The sequence below is a fragment of the Streptosporangium fragile genome (assembly GCF_039534445.1).
GTDB lineage: Bacteria > Actinomycetota > Actinomycetes > Streptosporangiales > Streptosporangiaceae > Streptosporangium > Streptosporangium fragile.
The window spans coordinates 1-21,754 of sequence record NZ_BAAAVI010000105.1 but is presented as its reverse complement, the minus strand read 5'-3'; the positions used below and the strand labels follow the sequence as shown (position 1 = coordinate 21,754).

The 21,754-nt window shown below is 73.5% G+C and carries 15 protein-coding genes and 1 pseudogene; 6 read left to right on the top strand and 10 right to left on the bottom strand.

Annotation, left to right across the window (positions count from 1 at the left end):
• Both ABD841_RS37910 and ABD841_RS37905 read right to left on the bottom strand, forming a co-directional pair.
• Positions 1-1,013: AAA family ATPase (locus tag ABD841_RS37910; RefSeq protein WP_344981823.1), on the bottom strand; the 1,013-nt coding region annotated here is incomplete at its 3' end.
• Positions 1,014-2,141 (bottom strand): exonuclease SbcCD subunit D, encoded by a 1,128-nt coding sequence (locus ABD841_RS37905; RefSeq protein WP_344981821.1) that lies wholly within the window; start codon positions 2,139-2,141, stop codon positions 1,014-1,016. It lies immediately after the preceding gene.
• Between the two features lie 210 nt (positions 2,142-2,351).
• Here ABD841_RS37905 and ABD841_RS37900 point away from each other — a divergent pair, with 210 nt between their 5' ends.
• Positions 2,352-3,797, top strand: a complete 1,446-nt coding sequence (locus tag ABD841_RS37900; RefSeq protein ID WP_344981819.1) for an alpha/beta hydrolase family protein — start codon at positions 2,352-2,354, stop codon at positions 3,795-3,797.
• Here the strand turns inward: ABD841_RS37900 and ABD841_RS37895 are convergent.
• Together ABD841_RS37895 and ABD841_RS37890 are read right to left on the bottom strand one after the other, a co-directional pair.
• The gene (locus tag ABD841_RS37895) at positions 3,770-4,771 is read right to left on the bottom strand and encodes an alpha/beta hydrolase (protein WP_344981817.1); all 1,002 of its coding nucleotides are present in this window, start codon (positions 4,769-4,771) and stop codon (positions 3,770-3,772) included. The genes ABD841_RS37900 and ABD841_RS37895 overlap by 28 nt on opposite strands.
• 5 nt (positions 4,772-4,776) lie before the next feature.
• Positions 4,777-5,658, bottom strand: coding sequence for a crotonase/enoyl-CoA hydratase family protein (locus tag ABD841_RS37890; protein WP_344981815.1), 882 nt, complete (start codon positions 5,656-5,658; stop codon positions 4,777-4,779).
• A 140-nt stretch (positions 5,659-5,798) separates the two neighbouring features.
• Between ABD841_RS37890 and ABD841_RS37885 the strand changes: the two genes are divergently transcribed.
• Complete coding sequence (locus tag ABD841_RS37885; RefSeq protein ID WP_344981813.1) at positions 5,799-7,328, top strand: LCP family protein; 1,530 nt, start codon at positions 5,799-5,801, stop codon at positions 7,326-7,328.
• Positions 7,329-7,356: 28 nt separating this feature from the next.
• On the opposite strand, the gene ABD841_RS37880 is transcribed toward ABD841_RS37885, so the two are convergent.
• From ABD841_RS37880 to ABD841_RS37855, 6 genes are all read right to left on the bottom strand, one after another.
• Positions 7,357-8,370, bottom strand: a complete 1,014-nt coding sequence (locus ABD841_RS37880) for an enolase C-terminal domain-like protein (protein WP_344981811.1) — start codon at positions 8,368-8,370, stop codon at positions 7,357-7,359.
• Between the two features lie 429 nt (positions 8,371-8,799).
• The gene (locus ABD841_RS37875; RefSeq protein WP_344981809.1) at positions 8,800-9,954 is read right to left on the bottom strand and encodes a VWA domain-containing protein; all 1,155 of its coding nucleotides are present in this window, start codon (positions 9,952-9,954) and stop codon (positions 8,800-8,802) included.
• Positions 9,947-12,487 (bottom strand): DUF5682 family protein, encoded by a 2,541-nt coding sequence (locus ABD841_RS37870; RefSeq protein ID WP_344981807.1) that lies wholly within the window; start codon positions 12,485-12,487, stop codon positions 9,947-9,949. The genes ABD841_RS37875 and ABD841_RS37870 overlap by 8 nt, the downstream gene beginning before the upstream one ends.
• 90 nt (positions 12,488-12,577) lie before the next feature.
• Positions 12,578-13,645 carry an ATP-binding protein gene (locus ABD841_RS37865; RefSeq protein WP_344981805.1) on the bottom strand — a complete coding sequence of 356 codons (1,068 nt, stop codon included), beginning with the start codon at positions 13,643-13,645 and terminating at the stop codon, positions 12,578-12,580.
• Positions 13,642-15,069, bottom strand: coding sequence for a DUF5691 domain-containing protein (locus ABD841_RS37860; RefSeq protein WP_344981803.1), 1,428 nt, complete (start codon positions 15,067-15,069; stop codon positions 13,642-13,644). The genes ABD841_RS37865 and ABD841_RS37860 overlap by 4 nt, the downstream gene beginning before the upstream one ends.
• The gene (locus tag ABD841_RS37855) at positions 15,066-16,412 is read right to left on the bottom strand and encodes an SWIM zinc finger family protein (RefSeq protein ID WP_344981801.1); all 1,347 of its coding nucleotides are present in this window, start codon (positions 16,410-16,412) and stop codon (positions 15,066-15,068) included. The genes ABD841_RS37860 and ABD841_RS37855 overlap by 4 nt, the downstream gene beginning before the upstream one ends.
• 328 nt (positions 16,413-16,740) lie before the next feature.
• Between ABD841_RS37855 and ABD841_RS37850 the strand changes: the two are divergent.
• The 4 genes and pseudogenes from ABD841_RS37850 (at position 16,741) to ABD841_RS37835 (ending at position 21,676) form a co-directional block, all read left to right on the top strand.
• A pseudogene (locus ABD841_RS37850) lies at positions 16,741-17,570 on the top strand (IS5 family transposase).
• 31 nt (positions 17,571-17,601) lie between these two features.
• Positions 17,602-18,033, top strand: a complete 432-nt coding sequence (locus ABD841_RS37845) for a cupin domain-containing protein (RefSeq protein WP_344981799.1) — start codon at positions 17,602-17,604, stop codon at positions 18,031-18,033.
• A 214-nt stretch (positions 18,034-18,247) separates the two neighbouring features.
• Complete coding sequence (locus tag ABD841_RS37840) at positions 18,248-19,786, top strand: aldehyde dehydrogenase family protein (RefSeq protein WP_344981797.1); 1,539 nt, start codon at positions 18,248-18,250, stop codon at positions 19,784-19,786.
• 552 nt (positions 19,787-20,338) lie between these two features.
• On the top strand, positions 20,339-21,676 hold the full coding sequence (locus ABD841_RS37835; protein ID WP_344981795.1) for an ATP-binding protein: 1,338 nt from the start codon (positions 20,339-20,341) through the stop codon (positions 21,674-21,676).
• Positions 21,677-21,754: the final 78 nt, after the last annotated feature.

Here is a 21,754-nt window from a genome sequence, read left to right as displayed (position 1 = left end):
CGGCGCCGGTCGGCCAGCGCGGTGCCGCGCTCCAGGCCCTCGCGCGCCCGCCGCACGGCCGCCTCGCCCTCGGCGCACTCCCGGTCCAGCCGCGCGACCGCCAGGCCCGCCAGCTCCTGCAGCGCGCGGGCCCATCCCTGCGGGTCGTCCTCCGCGGAGACCGCGGAGACCGGAGCCGGACCGGTACCCGCTCCGGCGCCGGTCTCCGTACCGGCGCCGGGGCGTGGAACGGCGGGTCCCGCGTCCGCGGCGAAGAGGGGGACCACGACGGTGTCCGCCCCGGTGCCGGGGCTCGTGCCGTCCTCCCCCTCCGGAAGCCCGGCCGGCGCGGCGAGGAGGGCCGGGCCGGCGGCCTCCTCGATGCGCTTGGTGACAAAGTCGACCTCCCTGCGGAGGGACTGCTGCTCCCGGTACGCCTCGGTGCGCCGGTCCGCGAGCCAGGACTCGGCGGCGGCGTAGATCTTCACGGAGAACAGGCGCTCCAGGACCTTGCGGCGGTCCTCGCCGTCGGCGCGGAGGAATCTGGCGAAGTCTCCCTGGGGCAACATGGCGACCTGGAAGAACTGGTCGGCGTTCATGCCGAGCAGGGTGCCGATCAGCTCGCCGGCCTCGTCCACCCTGGTGGTCAGACCGGCCCACTCGCCCGAGGGGGCGAGCTCCTGCACCAGGGCCTTCTCGTTCTCCCTGGTGGTGCCGGTGCCCCGGAGCTTGGGGCGCTGCCAGGCGGGCGACCGGGTGATCTTCAGCCGCCGGCCCCTGATCGTGACGTCCAGGGCCACGGTGGGCCCCCGGCCCGGGGGCGCGTGGTCGCAGCGGAGGCTCTTGGCGCTGTCGCGCTTGCCCGGCACCCGGCCGTAGAGGGCGTAGCAGAGCGCGTCGAGCACGGTGGTCTTGCCCGCGCCGGTGGGTCCGTGGATCAGGAACAGGCCGGCCTCGGCGAGAGCGTCGAAGTCGACCTCCTCCTCCCCGGGGAAGGAGCCGAACGCGCTGATCCACAGCTTGTGCGGGCGCATCTACGCCATCGTCTCCTTCGTGCGGCAGGCCTCGACGGCCTGCTGGAGCAGCAGGGTCTCGGCGGGGTCGGCGGCCTCGCCGCGCACCTCGCGGACGAAGTCGAGGGCCACCTCGATCTCGGGGCGCCCGGCGATCCTGGGGCGGGCCACGGTCTCCTCGGGGCCGCCCTCGGGCTCGAACGACAGGGCGAGGGTGTGCGGGAAGCGGGACCTGAGCCGCTCCATGGCCCCCCGGGGCCGGACCGGGTCGGTGAGCACCACCTGGAGCCAGTGGTCCTCGTAGCGGGCGTGGCCGGGTGCGGCGAGGAGGTCGTCGAGGCGCCCGCGGAGCCGGCCGACCGGCCGGGGCACCGGGGCCTCGACGAACTCGGCGCCCTCGTAGCCGCCGGGGCCGAGATCGACCAGCCAGGATCCCTTGACCTGACCCGCCTCGGAGAAGGAGTAGGCGATCGGGGAACCCGAGTAGCGCACGGTCTCGGCCATGCGCTGGCGGCCGTGCAGGTGCCCCAGGGCCACGTAGTCGACGCCGTCGAAGGCGGAGACCGGGACGTGCGCGACGCCTCCCACGCTGATGTCGCGCTCGCTGTCGCTGGCCCGTCCTCCGGTGACGAACGCGTGGGCCAGGACGACCGAACGGGGGCCGCGCCGCGCGAGGTCGGCGCGGACCAGGGACATGGCGTGCTCGACGGCGGCGGTGTGGGTGCGCTCGGGCAGTTCCCAGGGGCCGCGTACGAGCTCGGGTTCCAGGTAGGGGATGCCGTAGAAGGCGACGTCGTCGACCACGACGGGCTCGCCCACCCGGGCCGGGTCGGTGCGCAGGTGGACGCCGGCGGCGTCGATCAGGTCCGCGCCGAAGCCGAGGCGGCGGGCGGAGTCGTGGTTGCCGCTGATGAGCACGGTGCGCACGCGGGCGTCGACCAGCCGCCGCAGCGCCTGGTTGCACAGGTCGACCGCGTCGACGGAGGGCAGCGCGCGGTCGTAGACATCACCGGAGACGACGACCACGTCGACCCGCTCGGACCTGACGGTCTCGACGAGGTGGTCGACGAAGACCGCCTGGGCGGACAGGAGGCTCTCCCGGTGGAACGAGCGTCCCAGATGCCAGTCCGATGTGTGCAGCACCCGCATGTCCCACGAAGCTAACAGGACTCAGCGGTGAATGCGGCCACTCTGGTCACCCCGGTCTCCGGCTCCGCCGGGGAAATCCGGCGGTGAGTACGCTTGAAGATCGGGGAACCATAACAGAAAACAACGATCACGGAGGCGGAGACGATCGGGGATCGGATCGGTGCGCGGGCCGGCCGGGGCGCCCTGAGCGTCGCCGCGGGCCTCATCCTGGTGGCTCTGGCGACGGTGGGGTACATCCTGCCGCCGCCCTTCGACCCCACCCCGCTGAGGGTGGATCCGGTGTTCCGGACCCTGCCCCCGCAGCCGCAGGCCGAGACCAGACCGGTCGCCACCGGCGGCCGGATCACCACGCAGGACGTCACCGTCACCGCGGGCGACGGCACCGCCATGGGCGCCACGATCCGCGCGCCGGTCGCCCCGGGGCGCCATCCCGCGCTGGTCTTCGTGCAGGGGGCGGGGCCGGGGTTGCGCGGTGAGTTCACCACCCAGGCCGAGTGGCTGGCCAGAGCCGGGATCGTCACGCTCGTCTACGACAAGCGCAGCGTGGGCTACGACTTCCGGCACCGCGACTTCGACCTGCTCGCCGACGACGCCCTGCGCGCCCTGGCCTTGCTGCGCGCCCGTGCCGACGTCGACCCGGCCAGGGCCGGGCTGTGGGGGGTGAGCGAGGGCAGCTGGGTGGTGCCGATCGCCGCCGCGCGGAGCTCCGACGTCTCCTTCGCCGTGCTGGTCTCGGCGCCCAACGTCTCGCCCATGCGGCAGGTGACGTGGGCGCTGGGCGAGCAGCTCGACCGGCTGCACGCGCCGAGCGGGGTGCGCGAGCTGCTGATCCGCGCGATGGGCGCGGTCGACATGAACTTCCTGCGCTACGACGGCCTGCCGGCGCTGCGCCGCGTGCACCAGCCGGTCCTGGCCCTGTACGGCACGCGCGACCCGTCGATCCCGTTCGTGGAGAGCAGCAGGGCGCTCACCGGCGCGCTCGCCGACGGCGGCAACCTCGACTACACGATCCGCTACCTCGACCGCGCCGACCACGGCATGCGGATCCACGGCGGTCCCTTCGCCCCCGGCTACCTGCAGACGCTGGCCAACTGGGTGCGCGGCCTGCCGGAGACGGCCAGGCCGGCGGTGCGCATCGCGGGCGCCACGCCGGTCCAGCGGTTCGAGGCCAGCGACGTGCCCGCCGCCCCCTGGTACGCCGGGAGCACGGTCGTCGGGCTGACGCTCTGCCTGGCCGCGGCCGGCTACGTCGCCGGGCCGGTGGCCGAGATGGTGGTGCGGCTGCGCGGCCGCTCGCCGGCGGCGGAGGCCAACGCGCGGGTGTGGCCGCCGATCCGGCGCCGGTTCCGCCGGATGGCGTGGACCGGGCTCGGGCTGCTCGCCTCGGTGGTGGCGTTCATCACGCTGCTGGTGCTGTTCTCGGTCAACCAGGCCGGGGCGTGGCCCGCGGTGCTCGCCGGGTGGCTGGTCATCAGGATCCTGGCGCTGCTGATGCTGCTGCAGGAGGTCACGGCCGTGGCGGCCGTCGTCTCCGGGGTGCGGGAGGGCTGGCGGCCCGGCCGCTCCCAGCAGGTGGCGATCGCCGGGGTGCTGGGCGGCACGGGCCTGCTCCTGGTGGCCGCCGCCTACTACGGCCTGTTCGCCCTGCCCTGGTAGGGACCTCCGGCGGGGCCTCCCCCCGGTGGCCCGCCCCGGAGGTAGGCGTCGATCCAGCGGTCCATCTCGGCGAAGACCCGCTTGCGGACGGGCTCGGGCGACAGCACCAGGTCGTGCACGCCGCCGGGCACCCGGACGCACGTCACGTGCGGGCCGACGCTGGTCGACCAGCGGGCGATCTGCCGGGGGTCGAGCACGACGTCCGCGCCCAACGCCTCGGGGGCGAAGTCGCGCAGCCGCAGCCCCTCGGCGGCGCAGAGCACCAGCACGGGCACGTCCACCCGGAGCCCCTCGTGGAGCCTGAGCTGGGCCCGGCGCACGGCGGCCAGCCAGGCCGCGTGCACGGGGAAGCCGCCGATCGGCTTCCACTCCAGGTCGAAGTCCCACTCCCCGTGGTGGCCGCGGTGCAGGCTCCTGCCGTACGCCGTGGCCGTCGCCAGGGGCAGGACGGCGCCCGCGGGCAGCCGGGAGAGGGGGCCGCGGAGCAGGTCGGCGGCGAGCCGCAGGTAGGTGGGGACGTTGAGGTCGAAGAAGGGGCTGTTGAGCACCAGCCCGTCGACCCGCCCCCGGCCGCGGACCCGGTCGGCCCAGAGCGCGGCGACCAGGCCGCCGGTCGAGTGGGCGTTCAGGACGACCTCGGCGTGGCCGTCCCGCTCGCGGATGATCCGGACCGCCTCGTCGATCTCCGGGAAGTACTCGGTGACGCTGCGGACGAAGCCCCGGGTCTGGTGCGGCAGCAGCGAGCGGCCGTACTTGCGCAGGTCCAGACCGTAGAAGTCGGCGCCCTGGGCGGCGAAGTGGTCGGCGAGGTGGGTCTGGAAGAAGTAGTCGGTGAAACCGTGCAGGTAGAGCACGGCCCTGCCGGTGGGCTCGGCGGCGCGCCGCCGCACCAGCGACGCGACCACCTCCCCCTCGTAGTCGTCGGCCATCGGCAGGACGGTGAGCTCGTAGTCGGGGCCGAGAACGTCGGGCATATCGGTCAGGGTAGTTCGTACGGGTTGTCCGGCCATGAGGGGATCGCGGCCGGCAGGTCCCGGCTGACCTTCATCGGGAACTTCGCCGGGCGTTTCTCCAGGAAGGCCGTGACGCCTTCGGCGGCGTCCGGGGCGGCGCCGAGGGCGTGCATGAGGATCGAGTCGGCGCGGTGCGCCTCCCAGGGGGAGGCGGCGGACAGGCCGGACCACATCAGCCGCCGGATCACGGCGACCGAGACAGCGGAGGTGTTGTCGGCGATCTCCCGGGCGAGCGCGTGGGCGGCCGGGAGCAGGTCGTCCGGAGCGTGGACCGCGGAGACGAGGCGGCCCCGGAGCGCCTCGGCGGCGGGGAAGACCCGGCCGGTCATGGCCCATTCCATGGCCTGGGAGATGCCGACGACGCGGGGCAGGAACCAGCTGGAGGCGGCCTCGGTCACGATGCCGCGCCGGGCGAAGACGAAGCCGAACCTGGCGGTCTCGGAGGCGATCCTGACGTCCATCGGCAGGGTCATGGTCGCCCCGACGCCGACGGCGGGGCCGTTGATCGCGCCGATGACCGGTTTGAGCGACCCGGCGATGCGGAGCGCGACCGTGCCGCCGCCGTCGCGGGGTGAGCCGTCGACGGTGTCCTGGCCGCCGAACATCTCCGCGGTCCTGGCGTGGTTGAAGGTGTCCCCGCCCCCGCCGAGGTCGGCGCCCGCGCAGAAGGCGCGTCCCCTGCCGGTGACGACCACGGCGCGTACCTCGTCGTCGGCGTCGGCCCGGTCGAATGCCTCGATCAGCTCGCCGCGCATGGTGAAGGTGAAGGCGTTGAGCCGCTCGGGCCGGTTGAGGGTGATCGTCGCGACACCGTCGGCGACGTCGTATTCGATCTCGGTGAGAGCCATGACCGAATCTTATTCCAGTGGAAATGGGCAGATAAAGCCGTACTAGCTTCCCGAGCTGTTCACCAAATCGTCGCCTGTCGCTGGGTTTGTTCGATCTACCATCTGCGTGCGGCGCTCAAGCGCGAGGAAACGGGGAGCAGGTGCGGGATAGATCAAAGCCGCCCGGTGTCGGCGCGGTCATCGGGTGGACGGCACTGTCCGCCCTCGCCCCGGGCGCCGCACACCTGCGCGCCGGATGGCGCAAGAGCGGCCTGGCGCTGCTGTCCGCGTACGCGGTGCTGCTGCTGGGCCTGCTCTGGGTGGTGCTCACCTCCGACCTCGCCGCCCTCGCCGGGCAACTGGTCGCCTCGTCCTGGCTGACGGTGATCACGGGAACCTCCGTCGTCCTCGGTCTCGCCTGGTTCGCGGTGGTCGTGCACTCGTTCGTGGTGATGAACCCCGGCACGCTGCCCGCCCCCTGGCAGGCCGCGACCGGAACCCTGGCGGGGGTGCTCGCGGTGGCCACGCTGGTCCCGTTCGGGTTCGTCGGCCAGTACGCGGCGGTCTCGCAGTCGGCGCTGGACGACGTCTTCAGCGCCCCGGTCGCCCCGCAGCCCGGGGCCACCGGGGCCGGGCAGGAGGAGCAGGACCCGTGGGCGGGCCGCAGCCGGGTCAACATCCTGCTGCTCGGCGGCGACGCCGACGACCACCGGGTGGGTGTGCGGACCGACAGCATCAACGTGGCCAGCATCGACGTCGCGACGGGCAACACCGTGCTGCTCAGCCTCCCGCGCAACCTGGAGAACGTCCGCTTCGTCCCGGGCTCCCCCATGGCCAGGCGCTTCCCGGACGGGTTCCGGCTGCCCGCCAACCCGGACGGCTCCCGCGAGGACCTGCTCTTCGCGGTCTGGGAGTACGCCGACGCCCACCCGGAGATCTTCGGTGGCAAGAAGAACCAGGGCACCAGGACGCTCGTCGAGACGGTCGGCTACACCCTGGGATTGAAGATCGATTGGTACGCCCTGGTCAACATGTGGGGCTTCGCCCGGCTGATCGACGCGATCGGCGGCGTGACGCTCACCGTGCCGGAGGACGTCGTCTTCGGCAAGTACAACGAGGGCCTGGTCAAGGCCGGCACCCGCAAGCTGCGCGGCGCCGACGCGATGTGGTTCGCCCGCTCGCGCACCAACAGCGACGACTACACCCGGATGCGGCGCCAGCGCTGCGTGCTCGGCGCGCTGCTCGCCCAGGCGGACCCGGCGACCGTGCTGGCCCGGTTCAACCGGATCGCGCTGGCGACCAAGGAACTGCTGAGGACCGACATCCCCCGGCCGATGCTGGAGCACCTGGTCCCGCTGGCGCTGAAGGTGAAGAGCGCGAAGGTGACCAGCGTCCAGTTCGTCCCACCGCTGATCAACACCGGCTACCCCGACTGGAAGAAGATCCGCGCGGTCACCGCGAAGGCCATCCGGGCCTCGACGGCCACCCGGCAGCCGCTCACCGCGACCGCGGCGCCCACCGCGGGCTCCACCGCGGACTCCACCGCGGCGCCCACCGCGGGCTCCACCCCTTCCCCGGCGGCCACCGCGACGGGCACGCCCCGTCCCGAGCCGACGACCACGACCACCGCCAAGGCCGCCAAGGCGGCCGACCCGTCCGCGCCCAAGGGCATCACCGAGGGCTGCGGCTGACCCCGCGGACCGGCCCGGCCGGGCGCCGCTAGGCGGAGTACGACTCCTTGGCCAGACGGCGGACCCGGTCCTCGTCGATGCGGTGGCCGAGGCCCGGCTGGGTGAGCGGGACGGCCACCACGCCGCCGGAGGCGCCGACGGGCGGGGTGACGATCTGCGCGCTGCGCGGAGGCTCGGCGACGTCACACGGGAGACCGCACCCGGGCAGGCTGGCGGTGGCGACGGTGGCCGCGCGGGCGAGCCCGGTGCCCTGGCCGCCGGCGCAGGCGATCTCCCATCCCGCCCGCACCGCCCGGTCGTGCATCCGCCGCGCCTCGCGCAGGGAGCCCAGGGCCGCCGGGCGCAGCAGCAGCGCCCGGCCCGCGTTCACCGCGATCGCCTCGTCCAGCTCGGCGAGCGAGGACACCTCCAGCAGGACCGGGGCGGCGACACGCTCCTGCAGGTCGGCGTGGTCGGCCAGACCCGAGAGGCCCGCGAAGGGACGCTCGATGGAGGAGAGCGAGTAGGCGTCGAGCACCTCGAGGGCGTCGACGTCGGTGTAGGCGCCGCGGGCGTCCACCCCGATGCCCAGCGCCGGGTAGGCCTGGCGGACGGCGCGCAGCGGCTCGACGTCCCAGCCGGGGTGGACGTCGAGGGTGACGTGGGCGTACCCGGCGCAGACATGGCGGTTGACCCGCGAGACCAGACTGTCCAGGTTGCGCTCGGCGCCGATCCGCACGGTGGCCATGAGCGAGGTGCGGCTGCCGCCCAGCGCGTGGGCGAGCGGCACCCCGCGCATCTTGGCCCACAGGTCCCAGCAGGCCATGTCGGCCGCGGGCCCTCCGGGCACGGTGCCCAGCTCGTCGGGGTGCTCCCAGTCGACGCCGATCAGCGCGTGCGCCAGGCCCTCCTCCAGCGACACCCAGGTCTTGGGGTCGCCGTCGACGACCTCCCCCCACCCAGTCATGCCCCCGTATTCGGTGAGCCGGACGAGGATGCTCTCCGGACGCCTGCCGTACGGCAGGACCAGCCGGAACACCTCCAGCTCACGGACGCGTGGCATGGGCCCCCCCTCGATCTCTCCCAGTTCGGAAAACGCGAATCCCGCCCGGAGGCGGGACCCCCGTCTCAACACCGCGGAGAACGACGTTCTTCCCGATTATGGTTCGGCGCTCTCCCCCGTCTGAAGTCCGGGGACCCCTCCTGCCCGCTCATGCGACGCTCCGGTGGGTTCCTGCTTCGACGGCGTGTGCCACCGCGCCGTCCCGGGCGCGGGCCGCCGTGTGTTCCCGGGACGTGAACGGCTCCCGGGCCGCCGTGTGTTCCCGGGACGTGAACGGCTCCCGGGGCGCCGTGTGTTCCCGGGGCGTGAACGGCTCCCGGGGTGTGAACGGCTCCCGGCCCGCCCGGCGTCGCTGCGGCGTGCCGGGCGGGCTCGGGCGCCCTGGCGAGGATGGGCCCCCGTGGCCCTGCCGCCCTCGCCAGGACGGGCTCAGGTGGCGCTGCGTTCCAGGTGGCGCTCGGCCCAGTGGCCGATGTCACGGCGCTCGATCGCGGCGGCCATCAGGTCGGGGAAGGCGTCGGGGGTGCAGGCGAAGGCGGGCACCCCCATCGCGGCCAGCGCGGCGGCGTTGTCGTGGTCGTAGAAGGGCGCGCCCTCGTCCGACAGCGCGAGCAGCACGATCACCTGCACCCCGGCCGCGGTCATCTGGGCGACCCTGCGGAGCATCTCCTGCCGGACACCCCCCTCGTACAGGTCGCTGATCAGGATGAAGATGGAGTCGGTGGGGCGGGTGATGAGCCCCTGGCCGTAGGCGATGGCCCGGTTGATGTCGGTGCCGCCACCGAGCTGGGTGCCGAACAGCAGCTCCACCGGGTCGTGGAGCTGGTCGGTGAGGTCGACGACCGCGGTGTCGAAGACGACCAGCGACGTCTTCAGTGAACTCATCGAGGCCAGGACCGCGCCGAAGACGCTGGAGTAGACCACGGAGGCGGCCATCGACCCGCTCTGGTCGATGCAGAGCACGACCTCGCGCTGGACCGCCCGCTGCCGCCTGCCGTACCCGACCAGCCTGGACGGGATCACCGTGTTCCGCTCGGGCAGGTAGTTCTTCAGGTTCGCGCGGATCGTGCGGTCCCAGTCGATGTCGGCGACCCGTCTGGGCCGGTGGGTCCGGGCCGAGCGGTCCAGCGCCCCGGTGACGGCGGCCTTCGTCTTCTGCACGAGCTTGCGTTCCAGCTCGGAGACGACCTTGCGGACCAGCGCCCGGGCCGACTCCCGCGCCTTCTCCGGCATCACCCGGTTGAGCGACAGGATCGTGCCGACCATGTGGACATCCGGCTCGACGGCCTCCAGCATCTCCGGCTCCATCAGCAGCCGGGTCAGGTTGAGCCGCTCGACCGCGTCCTTCTGCATGACCTGCACGACGGTCGAGGGGAAGTAGGAGCGGATGTCGCCCAGCCAGCGCGCCACCCGGGGCGCGGAGGCGCCGAGGCCCGCGCTCCGCTCGCCCGAGCCCTCCCCTCCGGCGTTGTAGAGCGCGGCCAGGGCGCCGTCCATCTGGGCGTCGGTCCCGGCCAGCGAGCATCCGGTACCGTCGGCGTCGCCGCCCAGGACCAGCCGCCAGCGGCGCAGCCTCTCATCCATCGGCGCTCTCCGCCCTTCCCAGAATCGTCAGTACGGTCCGCACGGCCGCCGCCGCGCGCTCGTCGTCGACGTCCTCCGTCTTCCGCGCCGGTTCGGCCGTGCCGGTGCCGAGGGAGCGGACGCGCGAGCCGATCGCGCGCCGCTCGGGGGCGGCGAAGGCGCCGAAGGTCCTGCGGAGCAGGGGCAGCACGTCGACGAACGTCTCCGGGGCGAGCCCGGTGAGCCACCCGTCGATCAGCCCCAGCAGCCGGGGGTCGTGCACGAGCAGCAGCCCGCCGCCGGACAGGAAGCCCTCGATCCAGGCGGCCGCCCTGGCCGGGGGGTGCCCCGCCGACATCGCGAGCGACATCCGGCGGCCCACCTCGGCCGTGTCGAGGTCGGCGGCGTCCAGGAGGATCCTGGTGAGCCGCCCCTCGATGAGCCCGTGCAGGTCGGCGCGGAGCGAGACGACGCGCAGCGTCGCCAGCCACCGGCGCTGCGGCGTCTCCTCCTCCGCCGGAGCGGCCGGCTCCCCGGAGGCGCCCCGGCCCGGCGGACCGGCGGGGGCGGCCGGGTGACCCCGGCCCGCCGGGGGCGGCCGGGCGCCGGACGGGGAACCGCCGGGGGCGCCGGGCGCGGCCGGGCCGTCGTCGAGGAGGGCGACGGCGGCGTGGACGCCGTCGATGTGGCGGAGCAGGTCGCGGGCGGCGTCGTCGTCGAGGCCGGTGACCGCGCCGCCCAGGCCGACGCAGACTCTGGTCAGCAGGGCGTCGACGATGACGGCCAGGCCGGTGGCGGAGGTGCCGCGCACGTCGCCGTAGCGCTGGGCGCGGACCATCGCGGGCAGCGCGGCCATCAGGTGCGTCACGTCGCTGTCGAGCGCGGCCCGCTCCGACAGGGCGTCGAGCACGTGCGGCAGCGCCTCCGGCAGGTCGGCCAGGAGGCATCGCTCGACCAGCCCGGTGAGGTCGGCCAGCGTCACCTCGCCGGGAGCGCCGGGGACCCCGGCGCCGCCGGGCCCGCCCGGCGCCGGGGCGCCGCGCCGGGCGACCGTGCCGGACGCCAGGTCGCGGACCCGGGCGGTCGCCGCGGCGGGGACGGTCGTACCCCAGGCGCTCGCCTCGATCAGGTCGATGTCGAACTCGGGACGCCAGGCCAGCGACCACGACTCGCGGAAGGTGCCCTTGCTCTTGCTCTGCAGCGGCGTCCCCCACCCGACGCCGAGCAGCCGGAGCCGGTGCAGCAGCCTGCTGCGCTCCAGGTCGAGGGGTTTGCGCAGGTCGAGGTCGTACTCGCGGTCGAGCGCCTCGGGCTTGAGCCGCACCCGCCGCTGCTCCTCGCGCAGGTGACGCTGGAGCGGGACCATCGGGGTGGCGTCGGGCACCTGCCCGAGCCGCTCCCCCACGACCATGCGGCGCCGGACCAGCTCCACCGGCAGGTCGTCGCCCTCGCACAGCACCGCCCTGACCGCCTCGGTGACCTCCGCCAGCCCGGCCAGCGGCCGTCCCCTGAGCACGGCCAGGCTCTCGGCGAGCCGTACCGCCTCGATGACGTGCGCGGAGGAGACCGGCAGGTCCTCGTCGCGGAGCGCCCCCGCGGCCGCGGTGAGCCACCGCTCCACCGGGCGGTCGGGGGAGGCGAACAGGTGGTGGTACCAGCCCGGGGAGGTGACGCCCGCGCCGTAGCCGCTCCAGGCGGCCAGCCGCCCGTACGTCCACGGCACCCAGGTGATCTCGGTCTTGACCTTGGGCAGCCCCCTGAGCAGCGCGTCGTCGGCCTTGACGGTGGGCAGCCCGGCCCCCCACGCCCCCTCGCGGGCGGCGCCGGCCAGCGCGGGGACGTGCCAGGCCCCGCAGACCACGGCGATCCGTTCGTACCCGTCCTTGATCGCCTTGCGGACGGTACGCCGCATGAAGGCCTCGCGCCGCGCCTCGTACTCGCCGGGGACGTGGCCCTCGCGGACCGCCGCCATGGCCTCGGCGATCACCTGGAAGGGGGTGTCGCCGCGGTGTTCGACGGCGTCCTCCCACCACCGTTCCGGGTCGTCGTACCCGGCGGCGCGGGCGAGCGCGCCGATCGGGTCGGCCCGCACGGCCTCCGGCCCGGCACCGGGCTCCCTCTCCTCGTGGCCGTCACGGCCGTCGTGCTCGCCGGTCGCGCCGTCGGGGGACCCCCCGTCCCCGGCCTCACCGCCGTGTTCCCCCTGGCCATCGGCCGTTTCGGGCGCGCCGGGCCGCAGGGCCAGGCTGTGCGCGGCGGGCAGGTCGCAGAACCGGACCGGGACGCCGGCCTGCACCGCGTGGCGAATGGCCTGCCACTCGGGCGAGAAGACCGCGAACGGCCAGAACGCGGCCCGGGACGGGTCACCCGGCACGTGGGCGAGCAGCGCCACCGGCGGCAGCATGTCGGGGTCCTTGGCCAGCCCGACCAGCTCGTCGGCCTCGGGCGGGCCTTCGATGAGCACGATGTCCGGCTTGAGCCGTTGGAGCTCGTCCCGCAGGGACCGCGCCGACCCCGGCCCGTGGTGCCGGACGCCCAGCACGGAGACGGTCATCGGCACCTCCCGGCCGGCGGCACGGCGACCGGCGGCACCTCGCTCGACGGCACGGTGGTCGTGGGGAGGCCCCGGCGCGGGGCCGGCGTCTCAGCCCGCGTCACGGCAGGCCCGGTAGAAGTCGCGCCAGTCCTGACGCTCGCGGACCACGGTCTCCAGGTATTCGCGCCAGACGACGCGGTCGGAGACCGGGTCCTGGACCACGGCGCCGACGATGCCGGCGGCCACGTCGGAGGGGCGGAGCACACCGTCGCCGAAGTGCGCGGCCAGGGCGATGCCGTTGGTGACGACGGAGATGGCCTCGGCGGTGCTGAGCGTGCCGCTGGGCGACTTGACCTTGGTACGGCCGTCCTCGGTGACGCCGGTGCGCAGCTCCCGGAAGACCGTCACGACGCGGCGGATCTCCTCCAGGCCGGTCAAGGTCTCGGGCAGCTCCAGGGAGCGGCCGAGCTGGCCCACCCGGCGGGAGACGATGTCCACCTCCTCCTCCGCGGTGGCGGGCACCGGCAGCACGACGGTGTTGAACCTGCGGCGCAGCGCGCTCGACAGGTCGTTGACGCCCCGGTCGCGGTCGTTGGCGGTGGCGATGACGTTGAACCCGCGCGCCGCCTGCACCTCCCGGTTGAGCTCGGGGATCGGCAGCGTCTTCTCCGACAGCACGGTGATCAGCGCGTCCTGCACGTCGGAGGGCATGCGGGTCAGCTCCTCCACCCGGGCCAGGCGGCCCTCGGCCATCGCCCGCATCACCGGACTCGGCGTGAGCGCCTCCAGCGACGGGCCCTCGGCCAGCAGCCGGGCGTAGTTCCAGCCGTAGCGGATGGCCTCCTCAGCGGTGCCGGCGGTGCCCTGCACCAGGAGGGTGGAGTCGCCGCTGATCGCGGCGGCCAGGTGCTCCGAGAGCCAGGTCTTGGCGGTGCCGGGCACGCCGAGCAGCAGCAGCGCGCGGTCGGTGGCGAGGGTCGCCACGGCCACCTCGACGATGCGGCGCGGCCCGATGTACTTGGGAGTGATCCGGTCGCCGTCGCCGAGGATGTAGGTGGTCACCGCCCAGGGAGACAGCTTCCAGCCCGGCGGGCGGGCCCGGTCGTCGTCCTTGGCCAGGATCGCCAGTTCCTCGGCGTACTGGTCTTCGGCGTGGGCCCGCAGAACCGTTGTCACTGAAGCTCCTTCAACATGTCGTTACGGAAACGCAGGAGGGCGGCGACCTCCTGGACGGGCGGTTCGAGCGAGAACCGTTCCGCCATGGCGTGCAGGCCGGGGTCGACGCGCTCGCCGGCGAGCTTGATCAGGTCGCCGATGTACCAGGACTGGGTGCTGTTGGAGATGTCCAGGATCGCCTCCAGCACGGCCTGCGCCAGGCCGGGCCCCCAGGGCGCCGCGACGCCCGTGAGGTAGTCGGAGAGCCTGCCGTAGCGGGCGTTCCTGCCGCCGTGCCGCCGGACGAACTCGGTGGCGACGGTCTCGCGTTCCTCCCGGGGCAGCACGGCCAGCAGGTCGGCCGCCGGCTTGAGAAGGAACAGCTCGCGCGCCCACTCCCGGTCGCCCTGGACCATGGCGGCCCTGATCCACCCCGCGACGACCTCGTCGCGCCAGTCGACGACCGGCATGCGGATGATCTCGTGGGGCGGGCGGCCGTACAGGCCGGACCAGACCCCCAGGGGGGTGCGGGCCACGATCTGCTGGAGCCACCAGCCCCGCTCGCCCATGCCGTACTGGGCCTTGGCCCGGACGCCGTCGCGCCGCATCGCGGTGTCGCACTCGGTGGGCGCGGTGGCCTGGATCTTCCCGTCCCCGGCGGGCAGGAACTTCGCGACCCGCTCGGCCATCCGCAGGCCGAACCGCGACTCCGGCAACCGGCTGAGCAGGTAGGCGGCCTCGCCGCGGATCTCGACGCGGCGGTCGTCGAGCGCGGCCTCCAGGAACGGCTCGTCCGCGAGGGAGAGCCCGTCGGCGAGGACCTTCAGGAACGCCTCGCGGTCGTCCGGGGCCTCCTTCTCCCAGGTCGCCGCGAGCAGTTCCCTGGCCCCGGCGGGGTCGGAGGCGCGCAGCGCGGCCAGGTACGCGCGGCGGTCGCCGGGGGTGCCGAGCTGCCACACCTCCTCACCGTCGCCGAACCCGGTCACGGCGGCGGCGGTGACTTCCTCCAGGAGGAACGCCCACGCCGGGTTGAGCCCGGCCAGCCAGCGTCCCCGGTGCCCGGCGAGGACGCCGAGGTGCGGGCGGATCGACCGGTCCTTGGCGGCCCGGTCGAGAAGCTCGGGCAGCAGGTGCGGCGCGAGGCGGTAACCGCGTCCCGCGGCGGCCCGCAGCCACTCGTCGAGCATCCTCGGCTGCTCGCCGCCGAGGATGCGGGCGAGCCGGTCGGCCGCCGCGCGTGAGACGACGGACTGTTCCTCGGGTGCCGCGGCGGCCGGCGGTTCGGCCACCGGGACCGGCCGCCGTCCGGCGCGGATCCGCAGCGTCTGCACGGCGGCGCGGGCGAGCACCTCGGTCTCCGGCTCGGCCTGCCCCGGCAGCGGGCGCCGGTCGGTGCCGACGAGCGCGGTGGAGACCAGGTCCTCCCATTCGGCGGTGCCGCTCACAGGATGATCACTCGGCCTTCCTCGTCCCAGGTCGTCAGGGGGCGCAGGCCCCTGGGGGTCCATTCGGCGGCGACGGTCAGCGGTCGCCCGCCCGAGGTCGCGATCAGCCGCCAGGGGGTGCCGGCGGACGGATGGAGCGGGAGCCCGCCGGAGGGGCCGGCCAGTATCCGCATGCCGTCACCCGCCGGGGTCACCCCCTCCAGCACGACGGGCCAGGAGTCGAGCCACGGGTCACCCGCCAGGGCCGCGGCCACCTCGTCCAGTGCCCGGTCCACGGCCGTCCCCGGCGGCGGGCCCGCGGGGACGGCCTCGTGGCGGGCGGCGACCACGGCGCGGAGCGGGGCCGAGCCGGGGTAGAACGCCAGCTCGGCGTCGACGGTCGTACCGGTGACGAGCGAGGCGTCGAGGGCCTGGCCGGTCGGGGCGAACGAGAGCACGAGCGCCGCCCGGCCGCTCGCGCGGCCGCGCAGCCAGACCCGGCGGGCGATCAGGCGGTCGTGCGTCTCGTCCCGCCGCCCCAGCACGTCCCACCGGTCGCGGACGGTCTCCCCGGCGAGGACCTCCTCCTTGGTCACGGGGAAGCCGATCCGGTCACGCGCCCTCTCCAGCAGCCCGGCCGGTGCCCCGCCGGCCTCGGCGCCCGCCCCGGCCACCCGCTCCGGCAGGGTGCGGTGGGCCACGCAGAGCAGGTGCAGCAGGGCGTACTCGCCGAGGAGCCGGGCGGGCCAGTCGTCCCCGTCCAGCACGGTGCCGAGCCGCGACACCGTGCCCGCCACGCCGGGGGCCTGGGCGTCGATCAGGCGCTTGGCCAGCTCGTCCCACTGGTCGTGGCGGCGGGATCCGGCGATGCCCTGCCTGATCTGGTCGCCGAGCCAGCGCTCCAGGTCGGCCAGGCCGGCGGTCACGCGCTGCTCGCGCTGGGCGGCCCGGCGGCCGTCGGCGGGGCCGGACTCGGCCTTCGCCGCGCGGGCCTGCCCGGCCTCCGCGGCCCTGTCCACCGCCTTGGCCGCGCGGTCGCGCCGCCCGTCGAGCCACTCGCCCACCCAGTCGGCGGGCTCCCCGGCGTCGGGGACGCCCCCGGCCGACCAGAGCAGCAGCAGGCCGAGGGCGTGCTTGCACGGGAACTTCCGGCTGGGGCAGGTGCACCGGTACGCGGGCTCGGACAGGTCGACGCACGCCCGGTAGGGCTTGGAACCGCTGCCCTTGCACTCGCCCCACAGCGCGTCGTCGGTCACTCCGGTTCCCGACCACTTGCCGGGGGACGAGACCCCCTGGGCCGCTTTCTGGGACGAGGCGTCGGGCGCGAGCGCCAGGACCTGATCCCGGTTCCACCGTTCGATCACGGACGGAACGCTAGCCAAGCCCGCCGACAAATCTGGACCGATTGCGCGAACGTCACTCCGGCCCCCCAGGAACCTCCAGTAACGAAATTCCCAAACCACCACAGAAGATCATTAAAGTGATTCCGCCCCCACCGCGCGGCCGCCTTCGTGGCCGGAACCGGCCGTACGGCCGAGCCCCGCCCGCCGAGGACCCGGCCTTCCGGCCCGTGTCCGGACGATCATCGACTCTCCGGGCGGCGGCCGTGATCGCCGTTCGGAGAAGGTCGGCGGGAAACGCCCCTAGGGCGTGTCGTCAAAGTGGTTGGACCTGGGGCAACATGTGGGTGTGGTGCGTCGCTATGAACTGACAGATGCCGAATGGCAGGCGCTGGAGCCGTTGCTGCCCCGGTCGGTGATGGGACGGCCCCGGGCCGATGACCGGCGGGTCCTCAATGGAATCGTCTGGAAGTTCCGGGCCGGCGTGGCCTGGCGGGATGTCCCCGAGCGGTACGGATCGTGGCGGTCCTTGCACACGCGTTTTCGCCGCTGGGCCAAGGACGGTACCTTCACCGCGATGCTGCGGGCGGCCCAGGCCCGGGCCGATGCCGCCGGTGACATCGACTGGCTGGTCGCGGTGGACTCCACCGTCGTGCGCGCGCACCAGCACGCTGCGGGCGCACGAAAAAAGGGGCCGCCGCCCCGGCGCTCGGACGCTCCCGGGGCGGGCTGACCTCGAAGATCCACCTGGCCTGCGACGGCCGGGGCCGGCCTCTGGCCCTGGTGGTGACCGCGGGCAACGTCAACGACTGCACGCAGCTCACGCAGGTGATGGCCGCTATCCGGGTGCCGCGGATCGGTGCGGGGCGGCCCCGGGTGCGTCCCGATCACCTCGTCGGCGACAAGGGCTACAGCTCCCGGGCGATCCGGGCCTGGCTGCGGCGGCGCGGGATCGGGCACACCATCCCCGAGCGCGCCGATCAGGTCCGCAACCGGGCCCGGCGCGGCCGTCGTGGCGGGCGCCCGCCCGCCTTCGACCGGCATGTCTACAAGCGCCGCAACGTCGTCGAACGCTGCTTCAACCGGCTCAAGCAATGGCGCGGCATCGCCACCCGCTACGACAAGACCGCCGAGTCCTACCAGGCCGCGGTCACCCTGGCGGCGCTGTTGATGTGGCTATGACACTTTGACGACACGCCCTAGTATCGGTGCGATGACGACCCCGTCCCGCCCTCCGCTCGCCGAGGCCCTGGACCTGCAGCCGCACCCCGAGGGCGGCTGGTTCCGGGAGACCTGGAAGACCTCCGTCGACCTCGCTCCGCCCGGCTACGGCGGGGTGCGGGCCACCGCGACCGGCATCTACTTCCTGCTGGAGCCCGGCGAGGAGTCGCGCCCGCACGTGGTCCGCTCCGACGAGGTGTGGCTCTGGCACCGGGGCGGTCCGCTGACGCTGACCCTCGGCGGCCACGACGGCCAGCCGGTCCGCACCATGACCCTGGGCCCGCTGGTGGAGGAGGGGCAGCTGCCGCAGATCCTCGTCCCGGCCGGGACCTGGCAGGCCGCCCGCCCCGCGGGCGACGAGGGTGTGCTGGTGAGCTGCGTGGTCTCCCCCGGCTTCGACTTCGCCGACTTCCGCATGATCTGACGCCGCGCGCACACCGCCCCCGTTCCCGCGACCGTGACACCCCTCCGGGCGGGGCCGTCCTCCTCCCCGGGCGCGGCGCCGGGCGCCACGGGTCCCTGATCCCGCCGGCGGCGCATACGCCGGTCATCTCGGGCGGGCCGGGCCGCCCGAGAGCGTGACGGCCCTCTCCACCAGGGGGAGAATGCGGTCAGAGGCCCACGTAAGGAGGTCAACGGTGACCCTCGAAATCGTCTCCGTCATCGGCGGCAAGGAAGAAGCGTCCAACGGCACGACGTACGACTCGATCAACCCCGCCCGGGTGGACGAGGTGGTCGCGCGCGTCCGGCTGGCGGACGCGGGAACGTTCGCCGCGGCGTGCCGCGCGGCCGCCGCGGCGCAGCGGGAGTGGGCGCGGGTCCCGGCGCCCGTCCGGGGGCGGGTGATCGCCTCCGTCGGCCGTCTGGTGGAGGCCAACGCCGAGGAACTGGCCCGCCTGGTCACCCGGGAGATCGGCAAGCCGTACGCCGAGGCGCTGGGCGAGGTCCGCGAGATCGTCGACACGTGCGACTTCTTCCTCGGTGAGGGCCGGCGGCTCTACGGGCAGACCGTGCCTTCGGAGATGCCTGACAAGAACCTGTTCACCTTCCGGGTGCCGGTGGGCGTGGCCGCGGTGATCACCGCGGGCAACTTCCCGGTCGCGGTACCGTCGTGGTACCTCGTGCCGGCGCTGCTGTGCGGCAACGCGGTGGTCTGGAAGCCCGCCGAGTACGCCGCGGCCTCCGCGCACGCCCTCTACCGGCTCTTCGCGGCGGCCGGGCTGCCCGACGGCGTGCTCAACCTGGTCCTCGCCGACGGCGCGGCGACGTTCGAGGGCCTCGAGACGGCCCTGGCCGAGGGCACGGTGCACAAGGTGGGCTTCACCGGCTCCACCGCGGTGGGCAGGAAGATCGGTGAACTGTGCGGGAGGCACCTGCAGTCGCCCTGCCTGGAGCTCGGCGGCAAGAACCCGATGGTCGTCATGCCGGACGCCGACCTCGACCTGGCCGTGGAGGGCGCGCTGTTCGCCGGCTTCGGCACCGCCGGGCAGCGCTGCACCTCGCTCGGCACGGTGATCGCGCACGAGAGCGTCCACGGCGAGTTCCTCACCCGCTACACGCGCGCCCTGTCGGAGGCCGTGATCGGCGACCCCGCGGGCGACGTGCTGTGCGGGCCGCTGCTCGACCGGAAGTTCGCCGCCCGCTACGAGGACTACCTCGGCTGGATCGAGCCCCACCACACGGTCGTCTCCGGCCCCGTCGGGCGGATCACCCCGGAGAACCCCCGCGGTGCCTTCACCGGCGAGGGCGGTCTCTACTACCATCCGGTGGTTGTGGACGGCGTGCGCCCCGACGACCGCCTCTTCCTGGAGGAGACCTTCGGCCCGATCGTGGGCGTGACCACCTTCACCACCCTGGAGGAGGCCGTCGACCTGGCCAACCGCCCCGGCTACGGGCTGTCCTCCTCCATCTACACCACCGATCCCAAGGCCGCCTTCCGCTTCCGCACCGGTATCGGCGCGGGCATGGTCAGCGTCAACAACTCCACCTCGGGCGCCGAGGCCCACCTTCCCTTCGGGGGCAACGGCAGGTCCGGCAACGGCAGCCGCCAGTCGGGCATGTGGGTCCTCGACCAGTTCACCCGCTGGCAGGCCATGAACTGGGACTACTCCGGCAGGCTCCAGAAGGCTCAGATGGACGTCGCCGAGATTGTCCCCGATCTGGACTTCCGTCTCTGACCCCGGCCTCCCGCACCGCGGGAGGCGAACGGCCGGTGGTGCGTCACCACGCACTCGAAGAGCTCGAACCCACAAGGAGCAGGAAGGCGATGCCAAGGAGGGTCCGGAGCACAATTGGCTGTATCGCCGTGCGGCGCGGGGAGGCATTTTTCCGCCCGGAATGACCGCAGCGTGCACACCCCAGTGGCCGGATCCCATGAGCGCTGAACTCCTCGTACGCGAGGATCGCCGCATCGCGTCGGCGAATGCCTGTTTTGAGGGGCGTCGCCATCCGTTCCTCTTGGAACATGGGCCGACGATGAGAGCCTGCGTCCAGGTGAGAGAACGACGGGGACATGACGATGGCTCCTTGCGGCGTCCGTGTCATCACCCAGGGACATGTAGATAAGATCTACGGTAGATGAAGTCTACGTAGAACTTATATACCTTCGAGTGTCGTCCCTGGGAGGGCTCGTGGAATTCGCGGGGCGGAGCACCGACCTTGATCTGTTGAACGGCCAGCTTCGCCTTGTCGTCGAGGGCCGGGGAACCACCAGAGGGAAGTCCGTGATCATGACTGGGCGGAGGCGGGTGGGGAAGTCCCGGCTGGCGCAGGAGTTCTGCGATCGTTCGGGGTTGCCGTATGTGATCTTCCAGGCGACGAGAGGCCGCAGTCCGCTGTCCGAACGGAGCGACTTCGCCGAAGCCGTCTCCTGCTCGGGGCTGGCCGGTCGCGAACTCGTCGCGGGTGCCGTACCACAGGACTGGAATCACGCACTGAGGTCCCTGGCGGTCGCCGCCGGGGACCAGGTTCCGTCCATTGTCGTCCTCGACGAAGTTCCCTGGCTGGTGGAGCAGGATCCCGAGTTCGAAGGGGCGTTGCAGACCGTTTGGGACAGGCACCTGTCCACCCGGCCGATTCTGCTGCTCCTGGTCGGGAGCGACTTGTCGGTCATGCGGTCCCTCCAGGAATATGGCAGGCCTTTCTTCGGCCGGGCCGCCCAGATGACGGTGCGGCCACTCGATCTCGACGACGTGGCGGAGATGACCGGCCTGGACGCCGCCGACGCAATCGACGCCCTACTGATCACCGGAGGGTTCCCCGAGGTCGTTCGTTCCTGGCAGCCCGGGATGAGCAGGGTGGACTTCCTGCGCGACAGCCTCGCGAACCCTCTCTCACCGCTTCTGGCAGCCGGAGAGCTGTCCCTGCTCGGGGAGTTCCCTTCGGCGACGCACACGCGGGCGGTCCTGGAGGCGATCGGGACCGGCGAGCGGGCCTACGGAAGCATCGCCGGCAAGGTCGGCGGCGCGACCCCACTGCCGTCGGGGACGCTCACCCCGATCCTCACCTCCCTGATCGCCAAGCGCGTGGTGAGCGCGGACCTGCCCCTGTCCACCCGCCCGGACACCAGGAACAGGCGTTACCGGGTGGCCGACCCCTACCTCCGCTTCTGGCTCGCCTTCCTGCAACGGGCGGTGGCCGACAGCGAGCGAGGCCGACCCGACCTGGCACTGCACCGGATCGAACGGTCCTGGACATCGTGGCGAGGCCGTGCCGTGGAGCAGGTCGTACGAGACTCGTTGCTCAGGATGCTCCCGAACGACGATTGGCCCGAGACCGAGGCCGTGGGCGGGTGGTGGAACCGGCAGAACAACCCGGAGATCGACCTTGTGGGCGTCGACCGGGAACCCGTCGCGAACCGGGTCCACTTCACCGGCTCGGTCAAGTGGCTCGACGCCCGGCCCTTCGACCGCCACGACTATGACGAACTGGTCCGCGGTTCGGTCGCCGTTCCCGGTGCGACCGCGGACACGCCGAAGGTGGCGGTATCCAGAGCGGGGTTCGAACCAGGGCTTCCACTGGCTGCGCGCTGGACGCCGGAGGATCTCCTGGCGGCCTGGCGTGGGTGACCGGGCCCCTGCGAAACCGGGCTGCCCGGGGCGCCTCGCGCGAGGCGCCCCGGGCAGGGGGCGAGGCGGAGCCGTCAG

What these genes read in the sequence shown, in the direction of transcription:
- ABD841_RS37905 (WP_344981821.1), bottom strand. Translation starts at nt 2,141, where the DNA reads ATGCGGGTGCTGCACACATCGGACTGGCATCTGGGACGCTCGTTCCAC.
- ABD841_RS37895 (WP_344981817.1), bottom strand. Translation starts at nt 4,771, where the DNA reads ATGCCCGACGTTCTCGGCCCCGACTACGAGCTCACCGTCCTGCCGATG.
- ABD841_RS37890 (WP_344981815.1), bottom strand. Translation starts at nt 5,658, where the DNA reads ATGGCTCTCACCGAGATCGAATACGACGTCGCCGACGGTGTCGCGACG.
- ABD841_RS37880 (WP_344981811.1), bottom strand. Translation starts at nt 8,370, where the DNA reads ATGCCACGCGTCCGTGAGCTGGAGGTGTTCCGGCTGGTCCTGCCGTAC.
- ABD841_RS37875 (WP_344981809.1), bottom strand. Translation starts at nt 9,954, where the DNA reads ATGGATGAGAGGCTGCGCCGCTGGCGGCTGGTCCTGGGCGGCGACGCC.
- ABD841_RS37870 (WP_344981807.1), bottom strand. Translation starts at nt 12,487, where the DNA reads ATGACCGTCTCCGTGCTGGGCGTCCGGCACCACGGGCCGGGGTCGGCG.
- ABD841_RS37845 (WP_344981799.1), top strand. Translation starts at nt 17,602, where the DNA reads ATGACGACCCCGTCCCGCCCTCCGCTCGCCGAGGCCCTGGACCTGCAG.
- ABD841_RS37835 (WP_344981795.1), top strand. Translation starts at nt 20,339, where the DNA reads ATGACTGGGCGGAGGCGGGTGGGGAAGTCCCGGCTGGCGCAGGAGTTC.